Origin of the sequence: Pseudomonas sp. XWY-1, from assembly GCF_002953115.1 — a bacterium.
In the GTDB taxonomy this organism is placed as follows: Bacteria; Pseudomonadota; Gammaproteobacteria; order Pseudomonadales; family Pseudomonadaceae; genus Aquipseudomonas; species Aquipseudomonas alloputida.
Genome location: NZ_CP026332.1, coordinates 3268033 through 3293818, shown reverse-complemented (window position 1 = coordinate 3293818; position 25786 = coordinate 3268033). Strand labels below are relative to the sequence as shown.

Here is a 25786-nt window from a genome sequence, read left to right as displayed (position 1 = left end):
GCCTGTGGTTTTCTGACGCGGCATTCCAGCAACGGAGGATTGAATGCTCATGCGAGTCAGGGAAGAAACCTATTGGCAGTGGGCCGACGCACAGCTGCACAGCCGCTGCCACGACGAAGCACTCAGCGACGGCACCACACTGGACGTGCAGGTGCGCTTGTCGCGCCTGGGGGCGACGCAGCTGTTTCTGGGGTTGTACGCCGGGGATGGGCGGGCGTTGCTGGAAGAGTATTACCCCGCGCTGCCGGGCGAGACCATGACCCGTGCGCTGGTGTGGGGTGTCGACCGCGCCCGGGCGATGGCAACAGGCGCCTTGCCTCTGCCGGAAACCCGTCTGCAGCGGCGCCAGGCATGAAAAAGCCCGGCCTATGCAGGCCGGGCTCTGGTAAGGGTGCGAACCCTCAATTCAGCGGTTCGATCACCTTGACTGCCTGCTGCTCACGGGCAGCGGGCCATTCTTGTTGCAGGGTCTGCAGCACGCGGCCAACGAATTCAGTGTCGGCGGCGGCTTTCTTGCCGACGTAGCCTTGGCCACGGCGGTAGACCTTGAAGCGGGCACGCATGCTGGGCAGGTGCTCTTCAAATTCATCTTCGACGGTGTTCGGTGGCAGGCGGTCGAGGCGCACTTCACCGGTTTGGCTAACCCACAGCAAATGGTCGTCAAGGCTGTCCTTGCGCACGGCGAACAGCTGGGCCAATTGGTCGATAGTCGGATTGTTGTTCAAGTTCATCATAAAGCCCCCATTACCCATTCATAGGTGATTTTCACAGTTGGCGCTATCACGGTGTAGCGCACTACCAAGGCTGCTACAGCAGCATCGCAACAGGGGCTTTCTCACGCTGCCTTTTGGACAGTTTCCCTCTCCACGGACGGCCTGCGTTACCGCGCAGGCCGTCTGGAACACCCTTGCCACCGCTCCCGATCGGGGAGACGGCTTCATCATGCCCAAGCGCGATGAACGGCGTCAACCATTTTGTAGTGAATATTTTTGTTCACTACATTCTGTCGTTTTGTCCGACAATCAACGCGAGCGTTATAAGCCGGAAAGGATGTCGAAGGCGGCTTGCACCCGCGCCTGGTTGGGGTAATTCCGATTGGCCAGCAGCACGACTGCCAGCTGTTCTGCCGGCACGAACGCGGCGTACGCGCCGAAGCCGTTGGTGGCGCCGGTCTTGTTGTACCAGGCTGCCGGTAGCGCGGGCAGGGCCGGCTGCAAGCGAGTGGTGGCCTGCGGTTCGCGGATCAGCCGTGGGCTGTTGCCATCGATCAGTGTGCTCAGCGTGACCGGGTAGGGGTAGCGTTCCCAGCCCAGGCCTTGCGTCATGGCGCCAACCTGGAAGTAGCCCTGCTGGGTAATGGCGGTGGCTTTCGCCAGGGCCGGTGGCAGGCCCTGCGGCTGCATGTGCAACCGCACATAGCGCAGCAGGTCGCTGGCGCTGGTTTTGATGCCGTAGGCCTCATCGGCGTAAGGGCCGGGCCCTACACGCACCGGCTTGTCGTCGGCGTCATACCCTTGGGCATAAAGCCCCTGGGCGCTGGCCGGAACCTGAAGGTAGGTGTTTTTCAGGCCCATCTTCGCCAGCAGGCCCTCACTCATCAGCGTGGAGAACGGTTGGTGCTGCGCACGGGCGGCCAGGTCACCGAACAAACCCAGGCTGGGGTTGGAGTAGCAGCGCTGGGTGCCAGGTTTGGCACGAGGTTGCCAGTGGCGGAAGAAATCGACTACCTGTTGCGGTGTTTGTACGGTGTCGGGGAACTGCAGTGGCAGGCAGTCGGCGCTATAGGCGCCCAGTTCCAGCACCGTCGCGTCGCCGATGGGGACGCCGGCCAATGCCGGGTGATAGCGCTTGGCCGGGGCCTCGAGGTCAAGCTTGCCCTCGGCGCTGGCAAGCGCGGCCAGGGTGGCCGTGTAGGTCTTGCTCAGCGAACCGATCTCGAACAGCGTATCGCGGCTGACCGGTACGTTGTCGGCCTTGCTGGCCACACCGTAGCTGAAGTAATGCGCGTGGTCGCGTGCATAGATGGCCACAGCCATGCCGGTGATGCCTTGTTCCTGCATGAGCGGGCGGATGATCTGGTCGACCTTGGCCTGTAACTGGTCGTCTGCCTGGGCGCTGGCATGGCCTAAGGCAAGGGTAATGGCGGCTGCAAGTGCAGCCAGACGTGGGCGGAGCATGGTGAGTCCTTTTGTGGAGCGTGTCCGTTGAGCGATACCACTCGGGGTTCCGGCGTTAGCGACGGGGAGCCAAAGACCTTATCGTCTGCCCACCCACCATGACAAGATGGATACAGTGATGAAGTATTTGCGCATGTTATTTGACAATTTCACCCTGGCCTTGCTCGGTGTGGTACTCATCGCCACCGTACTGCCTTGCTCGGGCGATGGCGCGGTGTATTTCGGCTGGCTGACCAACCTGGCCATTGGCCTGTTGTTCTTCTTGCATGGCGCCAAACTGTCCCGTGAAGCCATCATTGCCGGTGCCGGGCACTGGCGCCTGCACCTACTGGTGTTCTCCTGTACTTTCGTATTGTTCCCGCTGCTGGGCCTGGCGTTCAAACCTCTGTTCGTACCGCTGGTGGGTAACGAGCTTTACCTTGGCATCCTGTACCTGTGTGCCTTGCCTGCAACCGTGCAGTCGGCCATTGCCTTTACCTCGCTGGCCCGCGGTAACGTGCCGGCGGCCATCTGCAGCGCAGCGGCCTCCAGCCTGCTGGGTATCTTCCTCACACCGTTGCTGGTGATGCTACTGCTGGGCGCCGGTGGTGATACAGGTTCCGGCCTGGATGCGGTGTTGAAGATCACTTTGCAGCTGCTGGTGCCGTTCGTTGCCGGGCAGGTCGCGCGGCGCTGGATCGGCGCCTGGGTCAAGCGCAATGCGCGCTGGCTCAAGGTGGTGGACCAGGGTTCGATCCTGCTGGTGGTGTACACCGCCTTCAGTGAGGCCGTGGTTACCGGTTTGTGGCACACCGTATCGCCGCAGCACTTGGCGGGGTTGTTCGTGGTGTGCGCAATTCTGCTGGCAGTGGTGCTGTTTGGCACCCGCTTGCTTGGCAAGGCGCTGGGCTTTGACCTTGAGGATCGCATCACCATCCTGTTTGCCGGCTCCAAGAAAAGCCTGGCTACGGGTGTGCCCATGGCCCAGGTGTTGTTCGTGGGCAGTGGCATTGGCGCGATGATCCTGCCGCTGATGCTGTTCCACCAGATACAGCTGATGGTGTGTGCTGTGCTGGCGCAGCGTTATGCCAGCCGTGAGCAGGCGGTGGAGGCTTCGGCGGTGTCTTGAGCGCCTTTACGTTCCCATGTAGATGCTGTGTTGGCGGTCAAGCTTTTCTGCGGTGCTGAGAGCTGAAAAGCTTGGTCGTATCAAAGGGTTGATAGCCGCGAAGAGGCCGGGCCTTCTGGCCAATCTCCACCCGTCGTTCATCGTTGCCGCCGCCACCGTATTCGCGGGTAAACCCGCTCCTACACAGATCGGGGTGGACACACATCGGGGGTTGGGCGCATGCCGTCGTGTAGGAGCGGGTTTACCCGCGAAAGGGCCGGGCCTGCTGGCCAATCTCCACCAGTCGTACTCTGTTGCCGCCGCTACCGTATTCGCGGGTAAACCCGCTCCTACCACGGTTCGCGCGAACGGCTGAATTTTGCGCTGGGCAAGACCTGCACTGTCGATGTGGAGCGTAATGGCAGCGATCAGCGGGCCAGGCCTGAACGACGCTCGCGCAGCGCCTTGTCGACTTCGGCCTCGATCTTGTAGGCCGGCCCCTCCAGGTCGTCGAAGTTGCGCGTATAGCGTCGGGCAAACTCCTCCACGCCCAGCTCCTGATACTGCTGCACATGCTTGAGCTCGTGCGCCCACAAGGCCACGTTGTCCTCGGCATCGGCGGCCCGGCGGAAGATGATCGTGTCGATCAGTGTAACGGCGTTCACATCGGGGTTCTGCAATAGCGCATTGGCTGCGCTGATCTGTTGCTCATCCCCCACCCGGAAGCGCGCCGCGTCGAGCACGGCAAAGTCATACCAGGGTTCCAGCTGCGCCCGAATATGCAACGGAATCGGCTGCACACCGCTGGCCGTGGCCTCGTCGCGGGCCTGGCGCAAGGCGTATGCCAGGCTGGACGAGGCCATGACCTCCACATCCTTGAGGATCTGCCCGGCCTGGCCTGGGTCGATCGGGGCGCAAAAGCAGCCCATCAGGCACACTTGATACTGCCCAGGCGGGCAGGCCTGTTCGGCAAGCGCAGGGAGGGCCAATAGCAAACCCAGCAGGGCACTAATCCGCCTCATGCAGGGCCTGTTCGACAAACTGGCGGCTGGCGTCCAGTACCTGCACTTGCACGCTTTCACTGGCCAGCATGCGCCCGACCAGCAATGCCCCTACGCACTGGCTGATCAGCACCCAGGCCAGCTGCTCATCCTCCAGGGTTGTGCTCCAGGCCCGGTGCAGTTCTACCAGCCAGTGCTCAGCCACTTCACGCACTGGCGTGTCGGCCCGGGCGATTTCCACTCCCAGCGGCGGCAACGGGCATCCACCTTCGGCATTGCGCAGGTGGACCAGGCTCAGGTACTGCTGCAGGCAGCGGCCCAGGCGTTCACGGTTGGCTCCCTTGCTGGCCAGGCGTGCCAGGGGGCTGTTGCTCAGCTCCTGGCGTACCACCTCGGTAAACAGGTCGTCCTTGGACGGGAAGTGGTTGTAGAAGGCACCGCCGGTCAGGCCGATCGCTTTCATCAACCCGGCCACGCCGGTGCTGGCAAACCCCCCGCGCTTGGCCAGCGCGCCGCTGCTGGCCAGCAACCGTTCGCGGGTTTGCTGTTTGTGTTCGTTGGAATAGCGCATTCACATGCCTCGGCAAACAGGCTTGACGATGACCGCGATCATAACATAGCGTTCGTTTACTAAACGATCATTTACCAATGGAGGCAGGCATGTCAGAACAACAAAAAGTCGTGCTGGTGATCGGGGCGGGCGACGCCACTGGCGGCGAGATCGCCAAGCGTTTTGCGCGTGAGGGCTATATTGCCTGCGTAACCCGTCGCCAGGCCGACAAACTGCAGCCGCTGCTGGAGGAAATACACGCCGCTGGCGGTCAGGCCTACGGTTTTGGCTCTGATGCGCGCAAGGAAGAGGAGGTGGCCGAGCTGGTAGAGACTATCGAGCGTGATATAGGTCCGATTGAGGCATTTGTCTTCAATATCGGTGCGAATGTGCCGTGCAGCATTCTCGAGGAAACCCCACGCAAGTACTTCAAGATCTGGGAAATGGCCTGCTTTGCCGGTTTCCTCACCGCGCAGGCGGTGGCCCGGCGCATGGTTCAGCGTGAGCGCGGCACAATCCTGTTCACCGGCGCTACAGCCGGTACCCGCGGCGCAGCCGGTTTTGCCGCCTTCGCCGGGGCCAAGCATGGCTTGCGTGCCCTGGCACAGAGCATGGCGCGCGAGTTGGGGCCACGCAACATCCATGTCGCCCATGTGGTGGTGGACGGTGCCATCGACACGGCCTTCATCCGCGACAGCTTCCCCGAGCGCTATGCCCTCAAGGACCAGGATGGCATCCTTGACCCGGCGCACATTGCCGACAGTTACTGGTTCCTGCACGCCCAGCCCCGCGATGCCTGGACCTTCGAGCTGGACCTGCGCCCCTGGATGGAACGCTGGTAACCCCCGTTAACATGCAAGGACCGTCACCATGCAAACGTCTGTCGATTTCTTTTTTGACCTGGGTAGCCCGGCCAGCTACCTGGCCTGGACCCAACTGCCGAACCTGTGTGCCCGCCACGGCGCTACGCTGCGCTACCGGCCAATGCTTCTTGGCGGGGTTTTCCAGGCTACCGGCAATGCTTCGCCGGCCATGATCCCGGCCAAAGGGCGCTACATGTTCACCGACCTGGCCCGCTTTGCCGAACGCTACGGTGTGCCGTTCGGGATGCCGCCGGGCTTCCCGGTCAATACCCTGACGTTGATGCGCGGCGTGACAGGGACCCAGTTGCGTTCACCGGATCGGTTCGAGGCATTGCTATCGGTGCTGTTCACTGGGCTGTGGGTACAGCGGCGCAACCTGAGCGACAGCGCTGTGCTGAATGAAACACTCGCGCAGGCAGGCTTCGACCCACAGGTTTTTCATGCCCTGGCCGCTGACAGCGAAGTAAAAGCAGCGCTAAAGCACGCGACCGAGGCAGCTGTGGCGCGCGGGGTGTTTGGCGCGCCCACCTGTTTTGTCGGTGATGGGATGTTCTTCGGCCAGGACCGCCTGGACTTTGTCGAGGAGGCGCTACGTCAGGGGGCCAGCAGCCTCTCCAGCTGAGTGCGCTCCCACAGGCTGAGCAGGTCGGTGGGGTTGGTGCCATAGCGCTGCCAGTGTTCGAGGCCGGCCTGTTCGCCGTCGGGGGCTTGGCAATGAACGCAATGCGCCAGGCCTTCGGTATCCAGGGCCAACGTCAGTTGCCAGCCCTGGATGCCGACATCGACCAGGCCGCCATCGCGGCGTGCAGCCACCTCAAGGTGATGCACGCCAAGGGCCACATTGCGCAGGCACTGGTAGACATCCCGGGCGCTCGGTGAACGTCTGTGGGTCAAGATCAGAAATTCGCCGGCGTGTTGGCGCTGATGATCTCGGCCTCATCCGGGCCGATGTTCTTGAAACTGTGCGGCAGGGTCGTGGGGATGTAGTAGCCGTCGCCCGAATTGAGCACGCTGACCTGGCCGTCGACCCACAGCTCGACGGTGCCACGGGTGACCAACCCGCATTCTTCGCCTTCAGCGTGCACGATCGGCTCGCCAGAGTCGGCGCCGGGTGCGTACAGCTCACGCAGCATGCGCATTTGGCGGCCTTCGACGCTGGCGCCGACCAGCAGCATGCGCAGGCCATTGCGGCCCAGGTCGGGTTGTTCGCCACCACGGAATACGTAGCGTTCCTCACGCACCGGCTCGTCGAAGCTGAAAAACTCCGCCAGGCTCATGGGAATGCCTTCGAGCAGTTTTTTCAGGGAGCTGACCGAAGGGCTGACGCGATTCTGCTCGATCTGCGAGATCGTCGAGTTGGTCAGCCCGCTGCGACGGGCCAGTTCCCGTTGGGAGAGGTTGTTGCGTTCACGCACCAGTTTGAGTCGCGTCCCCGTGTCCATAGCCGCCTTGTAATCAGAGGTGTCAATAATAATGAGCGATGCGCATTAAAACACACTCTGCGCCCTTGCGCGCTGTGCTTCTCAAACCCGCTGCTCACGCGGCATTGGCCACAGCCCGACCAGCAGCAACAGCACGGCCACGGCCAGGAATGGCAAGCGCGGATCAAGGGCATACACCAAGGTACCGGCGAGCGGCCCGATCACCGCGCCCATGCCTTGGGCGGCGCCAATGGAGCCGGCCGTGGCGCCTTGTTCGGAGGCCTGCATGGCATTGGCCGCCAGTGCCGAAAACGCCGGGAAGACGAAGCCCATGCCGGCCGCCGCAACAAAATAGCAAGCCCACAGCCAGGGGGCCGTGCTGGCCAGCGAGCCACAGGCAAAGCCCAGTGCCGATACCGTGGCACCCACCCGGATCATCTTCAGCGGTGGCCACTCCAGTTGGCGCAGTATCACCTGGGCCAGCATCAGCGCCACACCCACGGTGGTCAGGGCGATGCCAGCCGCCTGGGCCGCTTCGGCAGGGCCCAGATGCAAGCGGTCAAGGGCAAAGAAACCGACGATGATCTGCGATACGGTCACGCTGAGCATGGCGCTGAATGCCACCAGCAGCGGCCGGCGCAGGCGCGGGTCGTTCAGTCGCACCGGGCTGGGGGCGTGGCTGTGCGGCAGCGCCTGTGGTTTGAGGGTAAAAAACAGCACGAGGAAGGCAGTGGCCGGCAGCAGCGACATGATATGGAATGGCAGGCTCAGGCTGTGCCGCGCCAGCAGTGCGGCCAGCGCCGGCCCGACCACCAGACCGACGGCGTTGGCTGCCCCCAGTGAGGCCATGGCCCGCGCCCGGCGTTGCGGCTCCACATGGTCGGCGATCAGCGCATTGCAGCCTACCGGGATGGCGGCATAAAAGGCGCCGATGCAACCACGCGCGATCATCAGGCCGATGAACGCCAAGGTTGCCCCCGGCAGCCAGCGCAGTGCGCCTTCGACGAACAGGCACAGCAGCCAGTAGGCCAGGGTGAAGCCGGCGCTGCCCAGCAGCAGGATGCGCCGGCGGCCCAGGCGGTCTGCCGCGCGGCCCCAGGGCCGGGCCAGCAGCACCCAGACCACGCCGGCCACGGTCACGGCGGCGCCGGCTTGCCAGGTGGCCATGCCAAGCTGGCGGGCTATCGGGCCGATCAGGGCGACGAACGCCATCATCGACATGGTGCAGGCCATGTTGGCCAGCAACAGCGGGCGCAGGTTCAGGGTGCTGGCAGGCAGGAGGGTTGCAGGATCCTTTGCGACGTTCATGGGCAGTCCAAGGCAGAGTGGTAAACAAACCGATATTATTAGGAATCATTATCGATTGTCGAACCCCTGGGCCGCTGCCGTTCATTCGCTGCGGCGCAAGGGGCCAGGCCACATGCTACGCAGCACACCGTCCCGGCGCACCCACGCATGCATCAAGGCTGCCCCCACATGTACCAGCACCGTGGCAAACAGCAGGTAGCCGGCCCAGCCATGGGCCTGGCGCAACACGGCATATAGCTGCAGGTTGTGGGGGGCGATGGCGGGCAAGCCGAGCGGGCGCGGGTAATCGCCTGCCGACAGCATGGCCCAGCCCAGCAGCGGCATGGCCAGCATCAGGCCATAGAGCAGCAGATGCGAGGCTCCGGCGGCCCAGCGCTGCAGTTTTGGCAGGTCGTTCGGCAGGGGCGGGTGAGGTAGGGTCAGGCGCACAGCGATGCGCAGTACCACCAGCACCAGCAGGGCCAGCCCGGTGGCCTTGTGCAGGCTGATCAGCACCGGGTGGCGTAGCGACAGGTCGGCGACCATGCTCACGCCGATGAACAGCATGGCCAGAATCAGCACGGCCATCAGCCAGTGCAACAAGCGGGCGAAAGGGTGGAAGGCTTGAGGTTTCATGGCTTGGCTCCGGTGCTGAGCGATTCGCGGCTACGGCGGTTGAACGATTCCGAATAGGCGGCCGAGCGGGCGGCGAGGATCGGGTCGGCCGACGCCTCTATACCGCGCGGCAGGATCAGCGGGTCGAAGTTGAGGTCGCGGCAGGCCCCTTGCTCGGGGGCGTCGACCTGTTCCAGCACCAGAGTGCCGGCGTCCACGCTGCGCCGCTCGGCGGGCCACGGCCGTGCAGGGTCGTCCACGGCATCGCCTGGTTCGGCCAGTACCAGGCGCAGCGTCCAGCGCAACGGGCCTTGGGCAAGGCGCTGCTGCAAGTCGTGTTGCAGGAATTGCTTGTCATCAACTTGCGCGGGCAATGCTGCAAATGCAGTTTGTGGCTCGAGCTGCCAACGCACCGGATGCGCCGCGCCAGCTGCGTCGATCAGGCGGAAGGCATTGATACTGTGGTATTGCGTGTTGGCGAAGCTGTCGCTGGGTTTGTAACCCGCCGCCCATTGGCGAAACGCCGCGCTTTCCGGGTGGGCGGCGAAGAACGCCTGCAGCTTGCCAGGGTCCGGTTTGCCGGTCGCTGGGTCTGGTGCACTCGCCAGTACTTGCTGGTAGAACGCTTGCGGCGTGCTGACTGCCAGCACCGGAGGGTTGTTCATGCCCGTCCGCCAGACCTGGCCGTCGTCGGTGCTCAGCTCAATCGCCAGGCTGCGTACGGGTATACCCGTATCCGGGGCGAACGGGTTGGCACCGCCGATGGCAAAACGGCCAACCACCGGCACCCGTTGCTGGCTGAAGGCGCGCGCCGTGGACAGGTTGGCGGCCTGCCCGCTGGCCTGGAAGTAGCCGCTCACGCACAAGCCCTTGGCGTGGTTCTTGCGGTAGCCTGGGTAATGCCCGGCCTGGGCTTCGAAGGTGTCGATAATGCGCTGTGGCGTAAGTCGGGGGGCGCCGAGCCAGCCAGCGGCATAGGCAAAGCCGGCACCTGCGGCCAGCAGCACGCCGCCAATGGCGGCCAGGCGCAAGGCTTTGGCCGGGCCGTGCAAGGGTGTGTTCATGGTCATCGTCCGGTTCAGTGAAGGTGCCAGTACGACGTGTCAGAGAAAAAGTTATTCCCTCATCGGGAATAGAATTTGTTCACAGGCGTCTGCCCTTTACACTGACAACCCCAGAGGCCGGGACCTAGCCATGCATGATTTGGACGACCACCAGTGGCGCGAGCTGCTGGCCCGCCTGCGCCGCTTTGCCGTGTGGCTGACCCGCGAGCCGGGCAGCGCCGACGACCTGGTGCAGGCTACGGTCGAGCGGGCCCTGAGCCGTCGCGACCAGCAACGGGACGCCGATGCCCTGCGTGCCTGGCTGTTCACCATACTTTATCGACAGTTCCTCGACGGTAAGCGCCGCGAGCGACTGCATGCGCGCTGGTTGTCCTGGTTCGGCCGTAACGAGCACGACGATGAGCCGGCTGGTGACAACCTCGAAACCATCGTCCTGGCACAGGCCGACCTGCAGGCGTTTGCCCGGCTGACGGCGGAGCAGCGTGCCTTGTTGTTGCTGGTCAGCATCGAAGGCTTGAGTTACAAGGAGGCCGCCCAGGCCTTGGGCATCCCCATCGGCACTGTGATGTCGCGCCTGTCGCGCGCGCGCAATGCCTTGCGCGAACTGACCGAGGGCAACCCCCAACCCCCGGCCTTGCGGAGACTGAAATGACGCGCCTGATCCCCAGCGATGATGAATTGCACGCTTACGTCGATGAGCGCCTGGAACCTGTGCGCCGGGCCGAGGTGCAGGCCTGGCTGGCGGCCAACCCGCAAGCTGCGGCACGTGTGGAAGGCTGGCGCGCCGATGCCCGAAGGCTGCGCACAGCGCTGGCCGGGTTGGGCGAGCTGCCCGGTGCGGCGCAGCTGGACCTTGGCCAGTTGCGTCGGCAATTGCGCCAGCGTCGGCAGCGGCGCTGGGCTGCGGCGGCGGTAGTGATGCTGGCGTTGGGTGTGGGGGGCTTGGGCGGCTGGCAAGTGCGCGATGCAACCCTGGCGCGGGTCGACCTGCCCATGGCTGATGCTGTTCAGGCGCACCGTCTGTTCGCCGGCAGTGAAGCACTGGATATCCAGGCCAGTGATCCTGGGCAGTTGCGCGACTGGCTGGGCCGCCATTTCAGCCGGGTGGGCCAGTTACCGGACCTGGCGGGGTATGGCTTCAAACCGGTGGGCGCGCGCTTGCTCAGCAACGAGCAGGGGCCGGCTGCATTACTGGTGTTCGAAGATGGCAAGGGCCAGCGCATCAGCCTGTTCCTGCGCTCGCCGGGCAACCTTTATCGGCGCATGCCGGACGGGCAGCGGGTCGATGGCCAACTGGAGGCGCGGTACTGGTCGCATGGGGCTTATAACTTTGCCCTGGTCAGCGCGGCGGACGATGTGCGTGGGGCAGGGGTGGGGGAGGCGTTGAGGCTGGGGTTGTGAGTGTGGGCCCAAGGCGTGCACCTTGGGCCCGTCACCAGAGTCAGCTCAACTCCAGCCAGATCGGCGCATGGTCCGACGGTTTTTCCATCCCGCGCAGCTCATAGTCCACGCCCGCTGCCTTGATGCGCGGCACCAGCGGCTGTGAGGCCATGATCAGGTCGATGCGCAGGCCGCGCTTGGGCTCGTCCTCGAAGCCGCGGCTTCGGTAGTCGAACCAGCTGAAACGGTCGGTCACGTCCGGGTACAGGTGGCGGAAGCTGTCTACCAACCCCCAGCCTTTCAAACGTTCCATCAACTCACGCTCTTCCGGCAGGAAGCTGCACTTGCCGGTCTTCAGCCAGCGTTTGGCGTTGTCCGGACCGATGCCGATATCACAGTCTTGCGGCGAGATGTTCATGTCGCCCATCACCAGCACTGGATGGTCGTTGCGGAACTGGCTTTCCAGCAGTGCCTGCAGGTCACTGTAGAAGCGCTGCTTGGCTGGGAACTTGGTGGGGTGGTCGCGGCTTTCACCCTGGGGGAAATAGCCGTTCATGATGGTGATCGGGCTGCCGTCAGCATCGGCGAAGGTACCCCAGATGAAGCGGCGCTGGGCATCTTCTTCGTCGGTGGCAAAGCCCTTGTGCAGGCTCAGCGGCGCCTGGCGCGACAGCAGGGCCACGCCGTAGTGGCCTTTCTGGCCATGGTAGTGCACGTGGTAACCCAGTGCCTGCACGTCGGCCAGCGGGAACTGATCGTCGCTGACCTTGGTTTCCTGCAGGCCGATCACGTCCGGCTGGTGCTTTTCGATCAGCGCCGCCAGCTGATGCGGGCGGGCCCGCAGGCCGTTGATGTTGAAACAGACGATCTTCATGGAAAGACAATCCCGGTAAAAGGCGCGATGCTAGCCGACATCGACCTGCATCACCAGCATGGCGGCCAGGCGAGCCTGCTGCTAACGTGCTGTTGGGGGTGAACGAAGCGCGCTGGGGCACCTCCAAGGCACTGAACGCCCATTCCAGGAGGTCTTTTCGCAATGCCCGAAACCACAGCCGCCCCGGCCCGTGTCTGCCTGCTCGACGATGGTTACAGCCGCGAGGCACGTTCGCTGCTGTACAACGCCTACCGCCACGAGCCCACCTTCGCCTATATCTTCGAAGCCCAACGCCCGGGGTATGAGCGGCGCCTGCGGGTGATGGTGCGCGAATGGGTGCGCCAGCACTTCTACCTGCAACTGCCCGCCATTGGCCTGCTGGTCGAGGACCGCCTGATTGCCCTGGCCCTGATCGTGCCGCCGCAGCGCCGGCTGGGCGTGGCCGACAGCTGGGCCTGGCGCCTGCGCATGATGCTGGGTACCGGCCTGCGCTGTACGCGGCGCTACATGGACTACCAGGCTGCGTTGGCCAGCTGTCTGCCCACTGACCAGGTGCATGTGCTGCCTTTGCTGGGGGTGCATCCGCAATTTCAGGGCAAGCATTACGGCGAGCAATTGTTACAAGCCGTGCACGACTGGTGCGCGGAAGACCCAGGCACCCAAGGGGTGGTGCTGGACACCGGTAACGAGCACTACCTGGCTTTTTACCAGCGTCAGGGTTATGAGGAAATTGGCGAAGTAGCTGTAGGACCGATCCGAGAGAGGGTGTTCTTTCATCCTAATCCAGTCTCTTCAAAACCCGCTTTTGCCTGAACAGGCCGCCAGGCGGCTCCCTTGAGCGCCCGGCTCTGGTAGCATGCGCCGCATGACGTATTCAGGAAGATTGACCTGGGGCCTGGTTTTCTGGGTCGCCAGTTTCGCAGCATGGGGCCAGAGCGAGTTGTTGGTGAAGGTGAAGCCGGCCAACAAGGCGCTCAAGGCCAATGTCGAAGGCTATATAGGCACATTGGGTGACCGCGACGAAGAAGCACTTTTGCGCTTCAGTCGCGGGGCAGAGGAGCAGGCGCGCAAAGCGGCGCAGGCACTTGGCTACTATCAGGCGCAGATCGATACCGAGGTCAAGCCCGCCAGCGACGCAGACCATCCCCCACAACTGATCATCAGCATCAACCCGGGCGAACCGATTCGCCTGCGCAACGTGACCGTGCGCATCGAGGGCCCAGCCAGCGAGATGAAGGCCTTCCGCGTGCCTGACAGCAAGGCGCTGCGGGCGGGTGAACAACTCAATCACGGCCATTACGAGGATGCCAAGCGGTTGATCCAGAACCAGGCGTCGCGCTATGGCTTCTTCAGTGGGCGCTTCAGTAGCCAGCGCCTGGCCGTCGACCCGCAAGCCGGTGTGGCGGATATCGAACTGGTCTACCAGAGTGGCCCGCGTTATCGCCTGGGCGCCGTCACCTTCGGTGGCGACACACCGCTGGACGAGGACCTGCTGCAGCGCATGGTGTCGTTCAAGCCGGGTACCCCTTACGACTCGGAACTGGTCGCAGAGCTGAACAACGACCTGCAATCGAGCGGCTATTTCGAAGGCGTGCGCGTGGATGCGGCGCCCACTGCTGCTGTGGGTGAAGAAGTCCCGGTGGATGTTCACCTGGAAACCCGTAAACCACGCACCATGGGCCTTGGCCTGGGCTTCTCGACCGACGTCGGGCCGCGCGGCAAGGCCAACTGGACCCGCCACTGGGTCAACCCACAAGGCCACAGCTATGGCTGGGAAACCGAACTGTCGGCCCCGCGCCAGAACGTCGGCCTGTGGTATGACATTCCGCTTGATCCGCCGCTGACCGACAAGCTGCGCTTTGCCGGTGGCTACCAGAACGAGGAGCTTGCCGGCACCGACACGCTCAGCAAGCTGTTGACGGTCGGCCCCGAGTGGCACAGCAAGCTGCCCAGTGGCTGGCAGCGGGTGATTTCGCTCAAGTACCAACGCGAAGAATATCGCCTGGGTGACGACTCCGGTTTGAGCAACCTGCTGATGCCAGGCGTCAGCTATTCCTTCCTGCGCAGTGACAACCGTATCGATCCGCACAACGGCTATCGCCTGCAGTTCGATGTTCAAGGTGCCAAGGAAGGGCTGGTTTCCGACACCAACCTGCTGCACGGCAACGTATTGCTCAAAGGCCTTACCACGCTCGGCCACAACCACCGCTTTCTCGGGCGCGTACAGTTTGGTGGCAGTGCGACCAATGGCTTCAAGAACAACATTCCGCCGTCGCTGCGTTTCTTCGCGGGTGGCGACCAGAGTGTGCGCGGTTACGACTACCAGACCCTGTCGCCGAAGAACAGCGACGGTGACCGTATTGGCGGGCGCTACCTGGTGGCAGGCAGTGTCGAGTACCAGTATTCGCTGACCGAAAAATGGCGGGTCGCGACGTTCGTCGACCAAGGCAACTCGTTCAACGACCTGGAGCTGCCCAGCCTCAAGACCGGTGTCGGCTTTGGTGTGCGCTGGGTATCGCCGGTCGGGCCGCTGCGCCTGGACCTGGCCAAGGCGCTGGATGACGAAGGGGGCATTCGCCTGCACTTTTCCATGGGGCCCGAGCTGTGAAACGCGTAATCAAATTTACTTCACTGGGCCTGTTGGGGGGCGTCGCGAGCGTGGGCCTGGTGCTCGGCTTGCTGCTGGGTACCCAGGCCGGCAGCCGCTGGGTACTGGGCAAGGTGCCCGGGCTTGAAGTGGCCGACTTCCAGGGTCGCCTGGCGGGCAGTTGGCAGGCCAGCCGGCTGACTTGGGCCGACGGCGGCAGCACGGTAGAGATGCTGGCGCCGTCGCTGGCCTGGTCGCCTGCCTGCTTGCTGCGCGCGACCTTGTGCATTGACCGGTTGCAGGCAGACCGCATTGACATGGCCTTTGCGCCAAGCACCGAACCCACCGAGAGCGCCCCGCTGCAATTGCCGACCCTGCGCTTGCCGCTGGCCATCGAACTGGGCGAGGTCAAGGTCGGGCAGCTTCGCCTGGATGGCAGCGATCTGCTTGGCGATTTGCAACTGGCTGCGCACTGGACCAACAGCGGGATACGCATCGACAGCCTGCGGCTGCTGCGCGACGACCTGCAATTGAGCCTACAGGGCGACCTGCAACCCGAAGGCGACTGGCCGGTAAAACTACAGGCGCAATTGCAGTTGCCTGCGGTAGACGAAAAACCCTGGCAACTGGCACTGACGGCCAATGGCCAATTGCAGAAGACGTTGGAACTCGCCGGCACCAGCAGTGGTTACCTCGATGCCACAGTGAGCGGGCAGTTGCAGGCACTGGCCGAGCACCTGCCGGCGACCTTGCACATCCGCTCCGAGGCGTTCAAGCCGGCTAGTGCGTTGCCTGACACCCTGCAATTGAACGCGCTCGAGCTCGATGCCAAGGGCGATCTGCTCGATGGCTATAAACTGTCCGGCAAGGCCAGCCTGCCGGCCGAGCAGTCACCGATCGCCTTGCTCCTGTCCGGTCTGGTCGACAGCAAAGGCGCCAGGCTCGATGCCCTGGACCTGACCGCCAGCGACAGCCAACGGGTCAAGCTGCAAGCCACGGCTGACTGGCAGCAAGGCCTGAGCGCCGATGCGCAGCTGGACTGGCAGGACTTCCCGTGGTTGCGCCTGTACCCACTGGAGACCCCGCCCGAAGTCACCCTCAAGCGCTTCAATACCCAGGTGCATTATCGCGATGGCAATTACCAGGGGACTTTCACGGGGGACCTGGACGGCCCGGCGGGAGCGTTCAGCATCGCCAGCCCGTTCGAAGGTGACCTCACCCAGGTGAAACTGCCACAGTTGGCGCTGACCGCCGGCCAAGGCAAGGCAGCCGGCAGTGTCGCCGTACGTTTTGCCGACACCCTGGCCTGGGATGTCGACCTGCAGCTCTCCGCGCTCGACCCGGCCTATTGGCTGGCCGAACTGCCGGGTACCCTGGCGGGGCCACTGCGCAGCAAAGGCGAACTGAAAGGCGATACGCTTACCCTGGATGCCCAGCTTGACCTCAAGGGCCGCCTGCGTGGCCAGCCAGCCATGCTCAAGGCCGAAGCCCAGGGGGCGGGGCAAAACTGGACCCTGGGCACACTGGCCATCCAGCTGGGTGACAACCGCATCAACGGCAGTGGCAGCTTGCAACAGCGCCTGGCTGGGCGAATCGACCTTGACTTGCCGCGCCTGGGCCAGCTGTGGCCGAGGCTACAAGGCCGGGTCAAGGGCCGGCTGGATGTCGCCGGCACCTTGCAGGCCCCGCAAGGTACGCTCACCCTGCAGGGCCAGCGCTTGGCCCAGGCCGAAAACCGCCTGCAGCAGTTGGACCTGGATGCCCGCCTGGACAACGCCCAACGCGGTGTAGTCGAGCTCAAGGCAACCGGTATCCACCTGGGTGACACAGCCTTGGGCACGTTGCAGGCCAACGGCAAGGGCGACATTCGCCAACAGGCCTTGACCCTGGCGCTGGACGGCCCGCAGCTCAAGCTCGACCTTGGCCTGGATGGTCAGTTGAACAAAGGTGACTGGCGCGGCCGACTGGCCACTGGCCGAATCCAGGCCGGTGGCCAGGACTGGCAGTTGCAGGCGCCTGCACGCCTGCAGCGGCTGGCCAGCGGCCAGCTCGACTTCGGGGCCCACTGCTGGCGCTCCGGCCAGGCAAGCCTGTGTGGCGACGACCAGCGGCTGGCCCCCGAACCGCGCCTGCGCTACCACCTCAAGCAGTTCCCGCTGGGCAGCCTGGCCCAGTGGCTGCCGAAGGACTTTGCCTGGCAAGGCCTGCTCAATGCCGACATCAACCTGGACATCCCGGCCAGCGGCCCCAAGGGCACTGTCGTTGTCGATGCCAGTGGCGGCACCCTGCGCGTGCGCGACAAAGGCCGCTGGATCGATTTCCCTTATCAGACCCTGCGGCTGGACAGTACGCTGGCACCGCGGCGTATCGATACGCGCCTGGCGTTTCGCGGTGAGCGCCTGGGTGAGCTGAACGTCAACGCCCGGCTCGATCCGCTGGGCAAGAACAAACCGTTGTCGGGTGATTTCCGCCTGGCCGGGTTGGACCTGTCGGTGGCCCGCCCATTCGTGCCCATGGTCGAACGCCTGGCGGGGCAGCTCAATGGCAGTGGTCGGCTTTCAGGCACCTTGCTGGCACCTCAGGTCAACGGCAACCTGATGCTCAGCGGTGGCGAAGTCAGTGGCGCCGAGCTGCCGGCCAGCCTTCAGGACCTGTCATTGCAGGCGCTGATTGCCGGCGAGCAGGTGCAGCTCAACGGCAATTGGCGCAGTGGCGAGGCGGGACGTGGCCAGTTGAGCGGTAACCTCACCTGGGGGCAGGCACTGGGCATGGACGTGCGTCTGCAAGGCCAGCAACTGCCGGTCGCGATCGAGCCCTACGCCACACTGGAAGTTGCCCCGGACCTGACCTTGCGCTTGATCGATGACAAGCTGGCGGTGACCGGCAAGGTGCAGGTACCCAAGGGCAAGATCACTGTACGTGAGCTGCCGCCGTCCACGGTCAAGGTGTCGGATGACACGGTAATCGTCGGTCATCAGACCGAGGAAGGCAAACCCCCCATGGCCATGGCCATGGACATCGATGTTGAAGTCGGCCGCGACAAGCTGTCGTTCAGCGGCTTCGGGCTGACTGCCAACCTGCTGGGTCATGTGCACATCGGTGATAACCTCGATACCCGTGGCGAACTGAGCCTGGCAGACGGCCGCTACCGTGCCTACGGCCAGCGCCTCACCATCCGCCGGGCGCGTCTGCTGTTCGCCGGCCCGATCGACCAGCCGTATCTGGACATCGAAGCGATCCGCAAGGTTGACGATGTAATAGCCGGTATCCGCCTGAGCGGCAGCGCCGAGCAGCCGACGACCAAAGTGTTCTCGGAGCCGGCCATGAGCCAGGAGCAGGCGCTTTCGTACCTGGTCTTGGGCCGGCCATTGGGCAATACCGGCGAAGATAACAACATGCTCGCCGAGGCGGCGCTGGGCCTGGGCCTTGCCGGGAGCGCCGGCATTACCGGCAGCCTGGCGTCGAGCCTGGGGATCGATGACTTTCAACTGGATACCGAAGGTTCTGGCAACAGCACCAGCGTGGTCGCCAGCGGTAACATCACCGAGAAGCTCAGCCTTCGTTACGGGGTGGGCGTGTTCGAACCGGCCAACACGATCGCGTTGCGTTACAAGCTGAGCAAGAAGGTCTACCTCGAGGCCGCCAGTGGGCTGGCAAGCTCACTGGACATCTTCTACAAGCGCGACTTCTAGGCCCGCAGCGTGGCGGCCATCAACGGACGGTGGCCGCCTCGATGAACTCGTTGGTGTCGGGTGAGGGCGGTGGGGGGGTGGCGCGTACCGGGACGATCAGGTTGGTGTATTCCTCGATCAACCGGTTCAGGGCCTCTGGCGGTTCGCTTGCCTGGAACTGCATGCGGATCTGCACTTCGTCCGGATCGCGGTTTTCGCCCTGACGGCCTTGGCCGCCAATGGTGACCTTGAAGCTCGCGGCCTTGCTCTCGCTTGCGGTCAGCAGTGCCTGCTGCGCCTCGGTGCCTTTGACCCTTACCGACAGGTCGACCTGCATGCGCTCAAGGGCCAGGCCTTTCGGTGACACCAGCGCAAACAGGGGGACGCGCATGATGTGCTGCCCATCCATGGCCACCTCGACCATCTTGGCTTTCATGGGGGCGCCCAGCGCCTCGGTGTCGCACTCGAAAAACTGGTCGAACAGGTTGATGTACTGCTGGGCAATCAGGCTGTTGGTGGCACTGGCGGCTTCTTGCAGGCCACGGGTAATTTCACGCAGGTCAATGGAGGTCATGGGGGCGGGGGGCTTTTGCAATGATTCGACTCCTCAGGCCAGGGTGTGCCCCTCCCACTACCGGCAGGAGGGGCTGTCGGGTCAAGTGCCAGTGTCTTACGGGGTCGCCAGGTTCGCAGGCGCGGGCCGTTTCAAGGTATCCGCCTGGGATATTTCGTCCGGGCTTTCCAACTCGGCGGTTCGGACAACGGTTGGCTTGGTCGCGGCATCAGTGAGGAACTCGATTACCCTCATCATCGCTTCGGGCGGTTCCTGACGCTTCAGGGTCGTGTTGAAGGCATAGCGGGCGCGGGTATCTGTTTTGCGGGTTTGCGTGGATTTGTGGCTCACACTGCCTTTCACGTTCAGCCTGAACGGCCCCCATCCCAGTGAGCCGGTAACTTCTGCATTCATGTCCTTGCTGGAAACATCTTCCGACATCTGGTTGATAACCAGCTCGAACTCTACATTGCCCTCTTCGATGGAAATGTTCGGGTGGGTAATGGCCGCCATCAGCGGCACTTTCATGGTCTTGCTGACCACGCCTTTGTATTCGCCCTGTTCGTCGACGATGGTTTCGTCGTAGTCGAACTGGATGGCCACTGCCTTGCCATCCTGGACGCATACCTGCATCAGGAAGTCGGCGTACGATTTGCTGGCGGTTACCTGCGCCTGGACCATGGCCTGCAAGGGACCGGCGATCATGCGGTCCATCGGCAGGGCATTGATCACGGAGCCTATAAGGCTGTTATCTAACGACATATCGGGAAGCTCGCTCTATTTAGTGGGTTAAGGCAGCCGCGAATAGCTGCCAAGGTGTTCGGGCGTCAGCGCTCGCAAAGCTCCTGGCGCCGGATGTTGCCGATCTGCCGCAGGCTCAGGCCGTACTTGTTGGCCAGCAGGCTGCGGGACAAACCGTTGGCGCTTTCCTTCTGGATCTGCTGGTTGCGCAGCTGACGCAGAAAGTGGTCAGCCTTGGGGATCTCCAGGGCGACCCCGGCAAAGCGCTTGATCAGTGCGTCAAGCGCTTCGGCCGGCAGCACGTCAGCGAGCTTGGTGCGCTCGCGGTGCTTGGGGATGTACTTGGGCCTGCCGCCGTAGGCGCAGGTCAGCTGGTAGGCGTTTTCGATGCCGATACAGTCGATCAGGGCCTGCAGCGAGTGGGGCAGTTGGCTGATATCGATCTGGCTCAAATCTGGCATTTGCATATGGCGCTCCTTCGGGGTGGATGGGATGTGCGACCCGATCACCCGCGGCGTTGTGTCGAAGGTGTGAGCAAATTCTGTGCGACAGCCGAGGCGCGTCGCTAGGCGGCATATGGGTTGGGGGTTGTAGCTTCGGTGAACAGGATTTGCAGGCAGCGATATCTGGCGCTGTAGGAAATGGCGTGGACATCTGGCTGCGCCTCTTGGTTTCCTGTCGGGGCGCTCGCGATGATGCGCAGTGGGTACAGCACCCCTCAATCGCACGGGTAGCTGCTCAGCAAACTGGCGCTACCCAGATAGGCTTGAGGGGTGGCGCGCATGCCCGGCGGCAACGTGCGCCAATCGACCAGCAGGCACAGCGCGTGCAACGGCTGGCCGTTGCGCTGGCCGATGACCTGGTCGGCAAAATGGCGGCGGTACAGTACCTGGGTCTGATTCAGTGGCTGTGCCTGGTCGGCCTGCGCCAGCGTTTGTCGGGCCAGGTCGGGCAAGCGGGCTGTGGGCACGCTGAAATGTACCGGTGCGGCGTCGGTCTGCAGGTAGCCGGCCTGGCGTACGCGTTGCCACAGTTGTTGCCATTGGCTGGCACCGGCATGGGTGGCCAACTCGCGGCCCAGTTCGAGCAGGTGCTCGGTCGGCGTCTGCTGGGTGTCCAGTGCATGAAGGGAGAGCGGGGTCAGTAACAGCGATGCGAACAACAGGGGTTTGTACATGGTGCCTCCGGCGTGGGTGCTAGGAAGCCCCATGCTTTCAGGCTGACGTCACCCCACCCAGCAGGAAATCCAGCGCCGGGGGCGGTGACCGTTGTATCATTGCCGCGGCTCGTTGCGAGCCATTTGCCCCTGATGTTGCAAGGAACATTCGATGACACACGTGCAGCGCCTCAAATATTCACTTCTGATCATCCTGGTGGTACTGGGCCTGATGCTGGGCCTGTCCCACCTGCAGAAGCAGGGCACGATCAGTGAGCAGACCTTCCAGATGCTGGCCATCGCCATTGCCGTGGTGGTCGTGGTGATCAACGGCATTCTGCGGCGCAAGGTCAAGCCCTGATCTGCGCGGGCCGGCCAGGTATGGCCGGCCATGCGCTCAGCGCGAGGGTGTTTGCTCCAGTACGGCGCGCGCCTGGGGGTTGAGCCTGTAGCACTTGTCGCTACCCAGTTGTATGACGCCTTCGGTGCACAGGCGCTTGAGCACTTCACGCACACTGAGGAACGACAGCGGGATATCCAGTTGTTCCAGTTGTGCGTGCACCCCGCGCACGCCAATACTGCGGCCATTGCGGTCGGCGGCGTGCAAGGCGTCGATAACCTTGAGGCGGATCAGGCTGGTGCGCAGGCCGAAGGTGCGCAACAGCTCGCGGATCTGTTCGTTGCCGATTCGTTCTTCGGCAAACACGTCCTGTCCCTTGGACGTTTTGCCTGGGACGCGCCCGGCCTGGACCGAGGTTTGCGGGTTGTACATGCGAATGCTCCTTTTCGTGGACGAACCCGAAATGTGGGTGGCTCACTTACTAGGACGAATGAGCACGCAAAAACTGCAACCCATTCGTGAAAAAAATGCCTGTTTCTCATCAAGACGCTCCATCGCCTTGTAATACGTAAAATATTCATCTGGCCATTCGTCTGATCGGGATGACCCCCGAACCCGAGGAGTGCCCGTGTTTTCACTTTGCCGTCCCATGACCTGCGCCGGCCTGGCCGCTGCCCTGGTGGCCTTCAGCGTCGGTGTGCAGGCGCAGCCCGCGCCAGCCGACGCCAGTGCCCAGATCCGTTACACCCGTTACGGCGTACCGCATATCGTGGCCAAGGATGAGCGTGGTCTGGGCTATGGCGTCGGCTATGCCTACGCCCAGGACAACCTATGCCTGCTCGCCAATGAAGTGCTGACCGTGAGCGGTGAGCGCTCACGTTATTTCGGCGCCGAGGGCCAGACCCTGGAGCAGCGTGACAACCTGGCCAGCGACCTGTTCTTCACCTGGCTCAATAGCCCAGCGGCGGTCGATGCCTTCCTGCAGGCGCAACCCGCGCCGGTGCAGGCTTTGCTGGCGGGTTATGCCAGCGGCTACAACCGGGCGTTGGTCGAGCGCCGTCGTCAAGGGCTGCCCGCCGAGTGTGGTGATGGTGAGTGGGTGCGCCCCATCAGCAGCCAGGATCTGGTCAAACTGACCCGCCGTTTACTGGCCGAGGGCGGTGTCGGGCAGTTCGTCGAGGCGTTGGCAGGGGCGCAACCGCCAACGCTGGCCCGTCAGCAATCGTCAGCGGGCTTTGCCACCGCGCTGGCCCGGCAGGAGCGGTTCGCCGCGGAGCGTGGCAGCAATGCGGTGGCAGTAGGCGCGCAGCGCTCAGCCAATGGCCGCGGCCTGTTGCTGGCCAACCCGCACTTCCCGTGGATGGGCGGCATGCGCTTCTACCAGATGCAACTGACCATTCCCGGCCAGCTTGATGTGATGGGCGCGGCGCTACCGGGCCTGCCGGTGGTCAACATCGGTTTCAACCAGCACCTGGCGTGGACGCACACCGTCGACACCTCCAAGCACTTCACGCTCTACCGCCTGCAACTCGACCCCAAAGACCCGACCCGCTATGTGCTCGATGGCAAGTCGCTGCCGATGGCCCGGCAAACCATCCGTGTCGCGGTCAAAGGCACGGATGGCAGCCTGAGCCAGATTGAGCGGCAGGTCTACAGTTCGCAGTTCGGCCCGGTGGTGCAATGGCCAGGCCGCCTGGACTGGGACGCGCAGGCAGCCTACAGCGTGCGAGACGCCAACCTTGAGAACTCGCGGGTGTTGCAGCAGTGGTACCAGATCAACCGAGCCGACAGCCTGGCGGCATTGAAGGGATCGGTCGAGCAGTTGCAAGGTATCCCTTGGGTCAACACGCTGGCCGTGGATCAGGGAGGTCGGGCCTTGTACCTGAACCAGTCGGTAGTGCCCTATGTTGACCAGCAACTGTTGGATACCTGCAGCAACCCGCGGGCGCAAGGGCGCCTGGTGGTGCTGGATGGCTCGCGTAGCGCATGCCAGTGGAAGGTTGACGCGCAGGCGGCGCAACCGGGCATCTTCCCGGCGCGGCTGCTGCCAAGCCTGGAGCGTGAAGACTTCGTACAGAACTCCAACGACCCGGCCTGGATGGCCAACCCGGCGCAGCCGCTGACCGGCTACTCGCCACTGGTCAGCCGCAATGACCAACCACTGGGCATGCGTGGCCGCTTTGCCTTGCAACGCCTACAGGGCAAAGCCCGGTTAGGTGTAGATGAATTGCAGCGCATGGTCACCGATGACGAGGTGTACCTGGCCAGCCTGGTGTTGCCAGACCTGCTGCAATGGTGCAAGGGCGCCAGCGCAGATGTGCAGGCCGTGTGCAGCAGCCTGGCCGCCTGGAACGGCAAGGCCGACCTCGACAGTGGTATGGGCCTGGTGCACTTCCAGAACCTGTTCAATGCGCTGGCCGAGCACCCGGAAAGCTGGCGAGTGGCATTCAATCCGGCCGACCCGCAGCACACCCCGCGCGGCCTGGCTGTCGAGCAGGCGGCGGTAAGCAGGCTGGTTCATCAGGCAGCACTGGCGTCGCTCAAGCAGGTCAGTGAAAGCGGCGTTGCCGAGGCGGCACGCTGGGGGCAGGTGCAACAGGCCCTTGATGGCACGCCGGTACCGGGCGGCCCGCAGGCGCTAGGGGTGTACAACGCGATCTACAGCGTGCCGCACGGGCAGGGCAAGCGGCTGGTGGTGAGCGGGACCAGCTACCTGCAACTGGTCAGCTTCACCGACAAGGGGCCAGAAGCCCGTGGCCTGCTTGCGTTTTCCCAGTCGAGTGAGAAGGCTTCGGCGCATGCCAGTGACCAGACCAAGGCCTTTGCGGCCAAGCAACTGGCGCTGATCCCGTTTACCGAGGCGCAGATCAAGGCAGACCCTGAGTACCGGGAAGTGGTGATCAGTGAGCGGGACAAGGGGGCGGTAGTCAGCCAGCCCTGAGGCGTCAGCCTGCGCCGGCCCATTCGCGGGTAAACCCGCTCCTACAGGGGCCTGCGGGCTTGCCCGCGAGACCCTGTAATGTCAGGAAAACTCGAACGGCGCCAACTGAAAGCCCTGCTCGTCAACCTGCAAGGCCCAACCGCGGCGATCCCAGTCGCCCAGCACGATACGCCGTGCCGGTTGGCCGTCGACCACCAGCTTGTGAATCGCCGGCCGATGGGTATGGCCATGCACCAGGGTGCGCACGCCATGCGCCGCCATCACCTTGGGGACTTCTTCCGGCGTGACGTCGACGATTTCGGTGGACTTCATCCGCACTTGCGTGCGGCTTTCGCTGCGCAGCTTGCGGGCCAGCTTGTAGCGGGCCGACAGCGGCAGGTGGCGCAGGATCCACAAGCTCAGCGGATTGCGCAGCAGGCGGCGCATCTTCATGTAGCCCAGGTCGCGGGTGCACAGGGTGTCGCCGTGCATCAGCAGCACCTGTTCACCGCCCAGCTCGATCACGCTGGGGTCGCTCAACAAGGTGCAGCCAGCGGCATCGCAGAAGGCCTGGCCAATCAGGAAGTCACGGTTGCCATGCATCAGGTAGATGGCCGTGCCACTGTCGCTCAGCCGGCGCATGGCCTGGCAGATCGACTGCTGGAAGGGCGTCATGGCATCGTCGCCAATCCACGCTTCGAAGAAGTCACCAAGGATGTACAGGGCCTTGGCGTGGCGGGCGCGGCCGTCTAGCAGATCAAGAAACGCCCGGGAAATATCCGGGCGTTCTTCTTGCAGGTGCAGATCAGAGATCAGCAGAATCACTCAATGATCTCGGCTTTCTCGATGATCACGTCGTCCTTTGGTACGTCCTGGTGGCCAGCTTTGGAACCGGTGGCCACTTTTTCGATGGCGTCGACCACTTCACGGCCTTCGATCACTTCACCGAATACGGCATAACCCCAGCCTTGCACGTTCTTGCCGCTGTGGTTGAGGAAGTCGTTGTCGGAGGCATTGATGAAGAACTGCGCCGAGGCGGAGTGCGGCTCCATGGTACGGGCCATGGCAATGCTGTACTTCTTGTTCTTCAGACCGTTGTCGGCTTCGTTCTGGATGCTGGCGCGGGTTTTCTTCTGGCTCATGCCGGCCTCGAAGCCGCCGCCCTGGATCATGAAGCCTTTGATCACACGGTGGAATACGGTGCCATTGTAGTGGCCGTCCTTGACGTACTGAACGAAGTTTTCGGTAGTCAGCGGCGCTTTCTCGGCGTCCAGTTGCAGGACGATGTCGCCGTGGTTGGTGCTCAGTTTGACTTTGGACATGCTGAAACTCGCTCTTTCAAGGCAATCAGAAATTAGGGTGCGCAGGGCGCGGGTTATCACCAGACGCAGGATCAGGCGATCGCGACACATGGCGCGCACTGGCCATTTTGCCAGGCTGCGGCAAAAAGCCGTGATAAATCACATCAGTTTGTCCGGGCGCGGCTGTCAGCAGCTTGA

28 protein-coding genes are annotated in these 25786 nt (G+C 63.5%); 11 read left to right on the top strand and 17 right to left on the bottom strand.

Annotation, left to right across the window (positions count from 1 at the left end; all coding sequences use genetic code 11):
• Nucleotides 1–43 precede the first annotated feature (43 nt).
• Nucleotides 44–355, top strand: coding sequence for a hypothetical protein (locus tag PRJ_RS15295; RefSeq protein WP_010953779.1), 312 nt, complete (start codon nt 44–46; stop codon nt 353–355).
• Between the two features lie 46 nt (nt 356–401).
• On the opposite strand, the gene PRJ_RS15290 is transcribed toward PRJ_RS15295, so the two are convergent.
• Together PRJ_RS15290 and ampC are read right to left on the bottom strand one after the other, a co-directional pair.
• Entirely contained in the window at nt 402–734 is a 333-nt protein-coding gene (locus tag PRJ_RS15290) for a hypothetical protein (RefSeq protein ID WP_003253895.1), read from the bottom strand.
• 300 nt (nt 735–1034) lie between these two features.
• Nucleotides 1035–2177: a class C beta-lactamase gene (gene ampC / locus PRJ_RS15285; RefSeq protein WP_104961851.1), complete on the bottom strand. Its 1143-nt coding sequence runs from the start codon at nt 2175–2177 to the stop codon at nt 1035–1037.
• Between the two features lie 106 nt (nt 2178–2283).
• Here ampC and PRJ_RS15280 point away from each other — a divergent pair, with 106 nt between their 5' ends.
• On the top strand, nt 2284–3285 hold the full coding sequence (locus PRJ_RS15280; protein WP_010953782.1) for a bile acid:sodium symporter family protein: 1002 nt from the start codon (nt 2284–2286) through the stop codon (nt 3283–3285).
• 407 nt (nt 3286–3692) lie between these two features.
• Here PRJ_RS15280 and PRJ_RS15270 read toward each other — a convergent pair whose 3' ends face one another.
• Nucleotides 3693–4286: a DUF4157 domain-containing protein gene (locus PRJ_RS15270; protein WP_020193791.1), complete on the bottom strand. Its 594-nt coding sequence runs from the start codon at nt 4284–4286 to the stop codon at nt 3693–3695.
• The gene (locus PRJ_RS15265; RefSeq protein ID WP_104961849.1) at nt 4273–4836 is read right to left on the bottom strand and encodes a TetR/AcrR family transcriptional regulator; all 564 of its coding nucleotides are present in this window, start codon (nt 4834–4836) and stop codon (nt 4273–4275) included. Before PRJ_RS15265 ends, PRJ_RS15270 begins: the two co-directional genes overlap by 14 nt.
• Nucleotides 4837–4925: 89 nt before the next feature.
• Between PRJ_RS15265 and PRJ_RS15260 the strand changes: the two genes are divergently transcribed.
• Together PRJ_RS15260 and PRJ_RS15255 are read left to right on the top strand one after the other, a co-directional pair.
• Nucleotides 4926–5657 (top strand): SDR family oxidoreductase, encoded by a 732-nt coding sequence (locus tag PRJ_RS15260; protein ID WP_010953786.1) that lies wholly within the window; start codon nt 4926–4928, stop codon nt 5655–5657.
• A 28-nt stretch (nt 5658–5685) separates the two neighbouring features.
• Nucleotides 5686–6300 (top strand): 2-hydroxychromene-2-carboxylate isomerase, encoded by a 615-nt coding sequence (locus PRJ_RS15255; RefSeq protein ID WP_104961848.1) that lies wholly within the window; start codon nt 5686–5688, stop codon nt 6298–6300.
• On the opposite strand, the gene PRJ_RS15250 is transcribed toward PRJ_RS15255, so the two are convergent.
• The 5 genes from PRJ_RS15250 to PRJ_RS15230 form a co-directional block, all read right to left on the bottom strand.
• Nucleotides 6273–6572: a hypothetical protein gene (locus PRJ_RS15250; protein WP_256597838.1), complete on the bottom strand. Its 300-nt coding sequence runs from the start codon at nt 6570–6572 to the stop codon at nt 6273–6275. The two genes, PRJ_RS15255 and PRJ_RS15250, sit on opposite strands and share 28 nt — an antisense overlap.
• A gap of 2 nt (nt 6573–6574) precedes the next feature.
• Complete coding sequence (locus PRJ_RS15245) at nt 6575–7120, bottom strand: cupin domain-containing protein (protein ID WP_003248033.1); 546 nt, start codon at nt 7118–7120, stop codon at nt 6575–6577.
• Between the two features lie 81 nt (nt 7121–7201).
• Nucleotides 7202–8407, bottom strand: a complete 1206-nt coding sequence (locus PRJ_RS15240) for an MFS transporter (RefSeq protein WP_104961846.1) — start codon at nt 8405–8407, stop codon at nt 7202–7204.
• An 81-nt stretch (nt 8408–8488) separates the two neighbouring features.
• On the bottom strand, nt 8489–9022 hold the full coding sequence (locus PRJ_RS15235; RefSeq protein WP_104961845.1) for a cytochrome b: 534 nt from the start codon (nt 9020–9022) through the stop codon (nt 8489–8491).
• A complete protein-coding gene (locus PRJ_RS15230) occupies nt 9019–10071 on the bottom strand; it encodes a catalase family peroxidase (RefSeq protein ID WP_010953791.1) in 1053 nt (350 codons plus the stop codon). The genes PRJ_RS15235 and PRJ_RS15230 overlap by 4 nt, the downstream gene beginning before the upstream one ends.
• A gap of 124 nt (nt 10072–10195) precedes the next feature.
• On the opposite strand from PRJ_RS15230, the gene PRJ_RS15225 reads away from it, so the two are divergent.
• Complete coding sequence (locus PRJ_RS15225) at nt 10196–10717, top strand: sigma-70 family RNA polymerase sigma factor (RefSeq protein WP_019437145.1); 522 nt, start codon at nt 10196–10198, stop codon at nt 10715–10717.
• On the top strand, nt 10714–11466 hold the full coding sequence (locus PRJ_RS15220; RefSeq protein WP_104961844.1) for an anti-sigma factor: 753 nt from the start codon (nt 10714–10716) through the stop codon (nt 11464–11466). The genes PRJ_RS15225 and PRJ_RS15220 overlap by 4 nt, the downstream gene beginning before the upstream one ends.
• A gap of 40 nt (nt 11467–11506) precedes the next feature.
• Here the strand turns inward: PRJ_RS15220 and xthA are convergent, their stop codons facing one another.
• A complete protein-coding gene (gene xthA, locus PRJ_RS15215) occupies nt 11507–12319 on the bottom strand; it encodes an exodeoxyribonuclease III (RefSeq protein WP_104961843.1) in 813 nt (270 codons plus the stop codon).
• 162 nt (nt 12320–12481) lie between these two features.
• Here xthA and PRJ_RS15210 point away from each other — a divergent pair, with 162 nt between their 5' ends.
• From PRJ_RS15210 to PRJ_RS15200, 3 genes are read left to right on the top strand one after another with little or no spacing between them, the layout of a single operon-like run.
• A complete protein-coding gene (locus PRJ_RS15210; protein ID WP_004576713.1) occupies nt 12482–13132 on the top strand; it encodes an N-acetyltransferase in 651 nt (216 codons plus the stop codon).
• Nucleotides 13133–13184: 52 nt separating this feature from the next.
• Nucleotides 13185–14927: an autotransporter assembly complex family protein gene (locus tag PRJ_RS15205; RefSeq protein ID WP_104962883.1), complete on the top strand. Its 1743-nt coding sequence runs from the start codon at nt 13185–13187 to the stop codon at nt 14925–14927.
• Nucleotides 14924–18598, top strand: a complete 3675-nt coding sequence (locus tag PRJ_RS15200) for a translocation/assembly module TamB domain-containing protein (protein ID WP_104961842.1) — start codon at nt 14924–14926, stop codon at nt 18596–18598. The genes PRJ_RS15205 and PRJ_RS15200 overlap by 4 nt, the downstream gene beginning before the upstream one ends.
• Before the next feature lie 19 nt (nt 18599–18617).
• Here the strand turns inward: PRJ_RS15200 and PRJ_RS15195 are convergent, their stop codons facing one another.
• The 4 genes from PRJ_RS15195 to PRJ_RS15180 all read right to left on the bottom strand — a co-directional run bounded on the left by PRJ_RS15195 (nt 18618) and on the right by PRJ_RS15180 (nt 21048).
• Nucleotides 18618–19172: a DUF2589 domain-containing protein gene (locus PRJ_RS15195; RefSeq protein WP_019437142.1), complete on the bottom strand. Its 555-nt coding sequence runs from the start codon at nt 19170–19172 to the stop codon at nt 18618–18620.
• A 75-nt stretch (nt 19173–19247) separates the two neighbouring features.
• Nucleotides 19248–19892: a DUF2589 domain-containing protein gene (locus PRJ_RS15190; RefSeq protein WP_104961841.1), complete on the bottom strand. Its 645-nt coding sequence runs from the start codon at nt 19890–19892 to the stop codon at nt 19248–19250.
• A 65-nt stretch (nt 19893–19957) separates the two neighbouring features.
• Nucleotides 19958–20338 carry a Mor transcription activator family protein gene (locus PRJ_RS15185; protein WP_010953799.1) on the bottom strand — a complete coding sequence of 127 codons (381 nt, stop codon included), beginning with the start codon at nt 20336–20338 and terminating at the stop codon, nt 19958–19960.
• Nucleotides 20339–20589: 251 nt separating this feature from the next.
• Nucleotides 20590–21048, bottom strand: coding sequence for a hypothetical protein (locus tag PRJ_RS15180; protein WP_012052540.1), 459 nt, complete (start codon nt 21046–21048; stop codon nt 20590–20592).
• Between the two features lie 151 nt (nt 21049–21199).
• On the opposite strand from PRJ_RS15180, the gene PRJ_RS15175 reads away from it, so the two are divergent.
• Nucleotides 21200–21388, top strand: coding sequence for a hypothetical protein (locus tag PRJ_RS15175; protein ID WP_003248064.1), 189 nt, complete (start codon nt 21200–21202; stop codon nt 21386–21388).
• 36 nt (nt 21389–21424) lie between these two features.
• On the opposite strand, the gene PRJ_RS15170 is transcribed toward PRJ_RS15175, so the two are convergent.
• Nucleotides 21425–21799 carry a hypothetical protein gene (locus PRJ_RS15170; RefSeq protein ID WP_010953802.1) on the bottom strand — a complete coding sequence of 125 codons (375 nt, stop codon included), beginning with the start codon at nt 21797–21799 and terminating at the stop codon, nt 21425–21427.
• A 196-nt stretch (nt 21800–21995) separates the two neighbouring features.
• Here PRJ_RS15170 and PRJ_RS15165 point away from each other — a divergent pair, with 196 nt between their 5' ends.
• The gene (locus PRJ_RS15165) at nt 21996–24308 is read left to right on the top strand and encodes an acylase (protein ID WP_104961840.1); all 2313 of its coding nucleotides are present in this window, start codon (nt 21996–21998) and stop codon (nt 24306–24308) included.
• Between the two features lie 81 nt (nt 24309–24389).
• Here the strand turns inward: PRJ_RS15165 and PRJ_RS15160 are convergent, their stop codons facing one another.
• On the bottom strand, nt 24390–25112 hold the full coding sequence (locus tag PRJ_RS15160; RefSeq protein ID WP_012052537.1) for a UDP-2,3-diacylglucosamine diphosphatase: 723 nt from the start codon (nt 25110–25112) through the stop codon (nt 24390–24392).
• Nucleotides 25109–25609, bottom strand: coding sequence for a peptidylprolyl isomerase (locus PRJ_RS15155; protein WP_010953805.1), 501 nt, complete (start codon nt 25607–25609; stop codon nt 25109–25111). The genes PRJ_RS15160 and PRJ_RS15155 overlap by 4 nt, the downstream gene beginning before the upstream one ends.
• Nucleotides 25610–25786 lie beyond the last annotated feature (177 nt).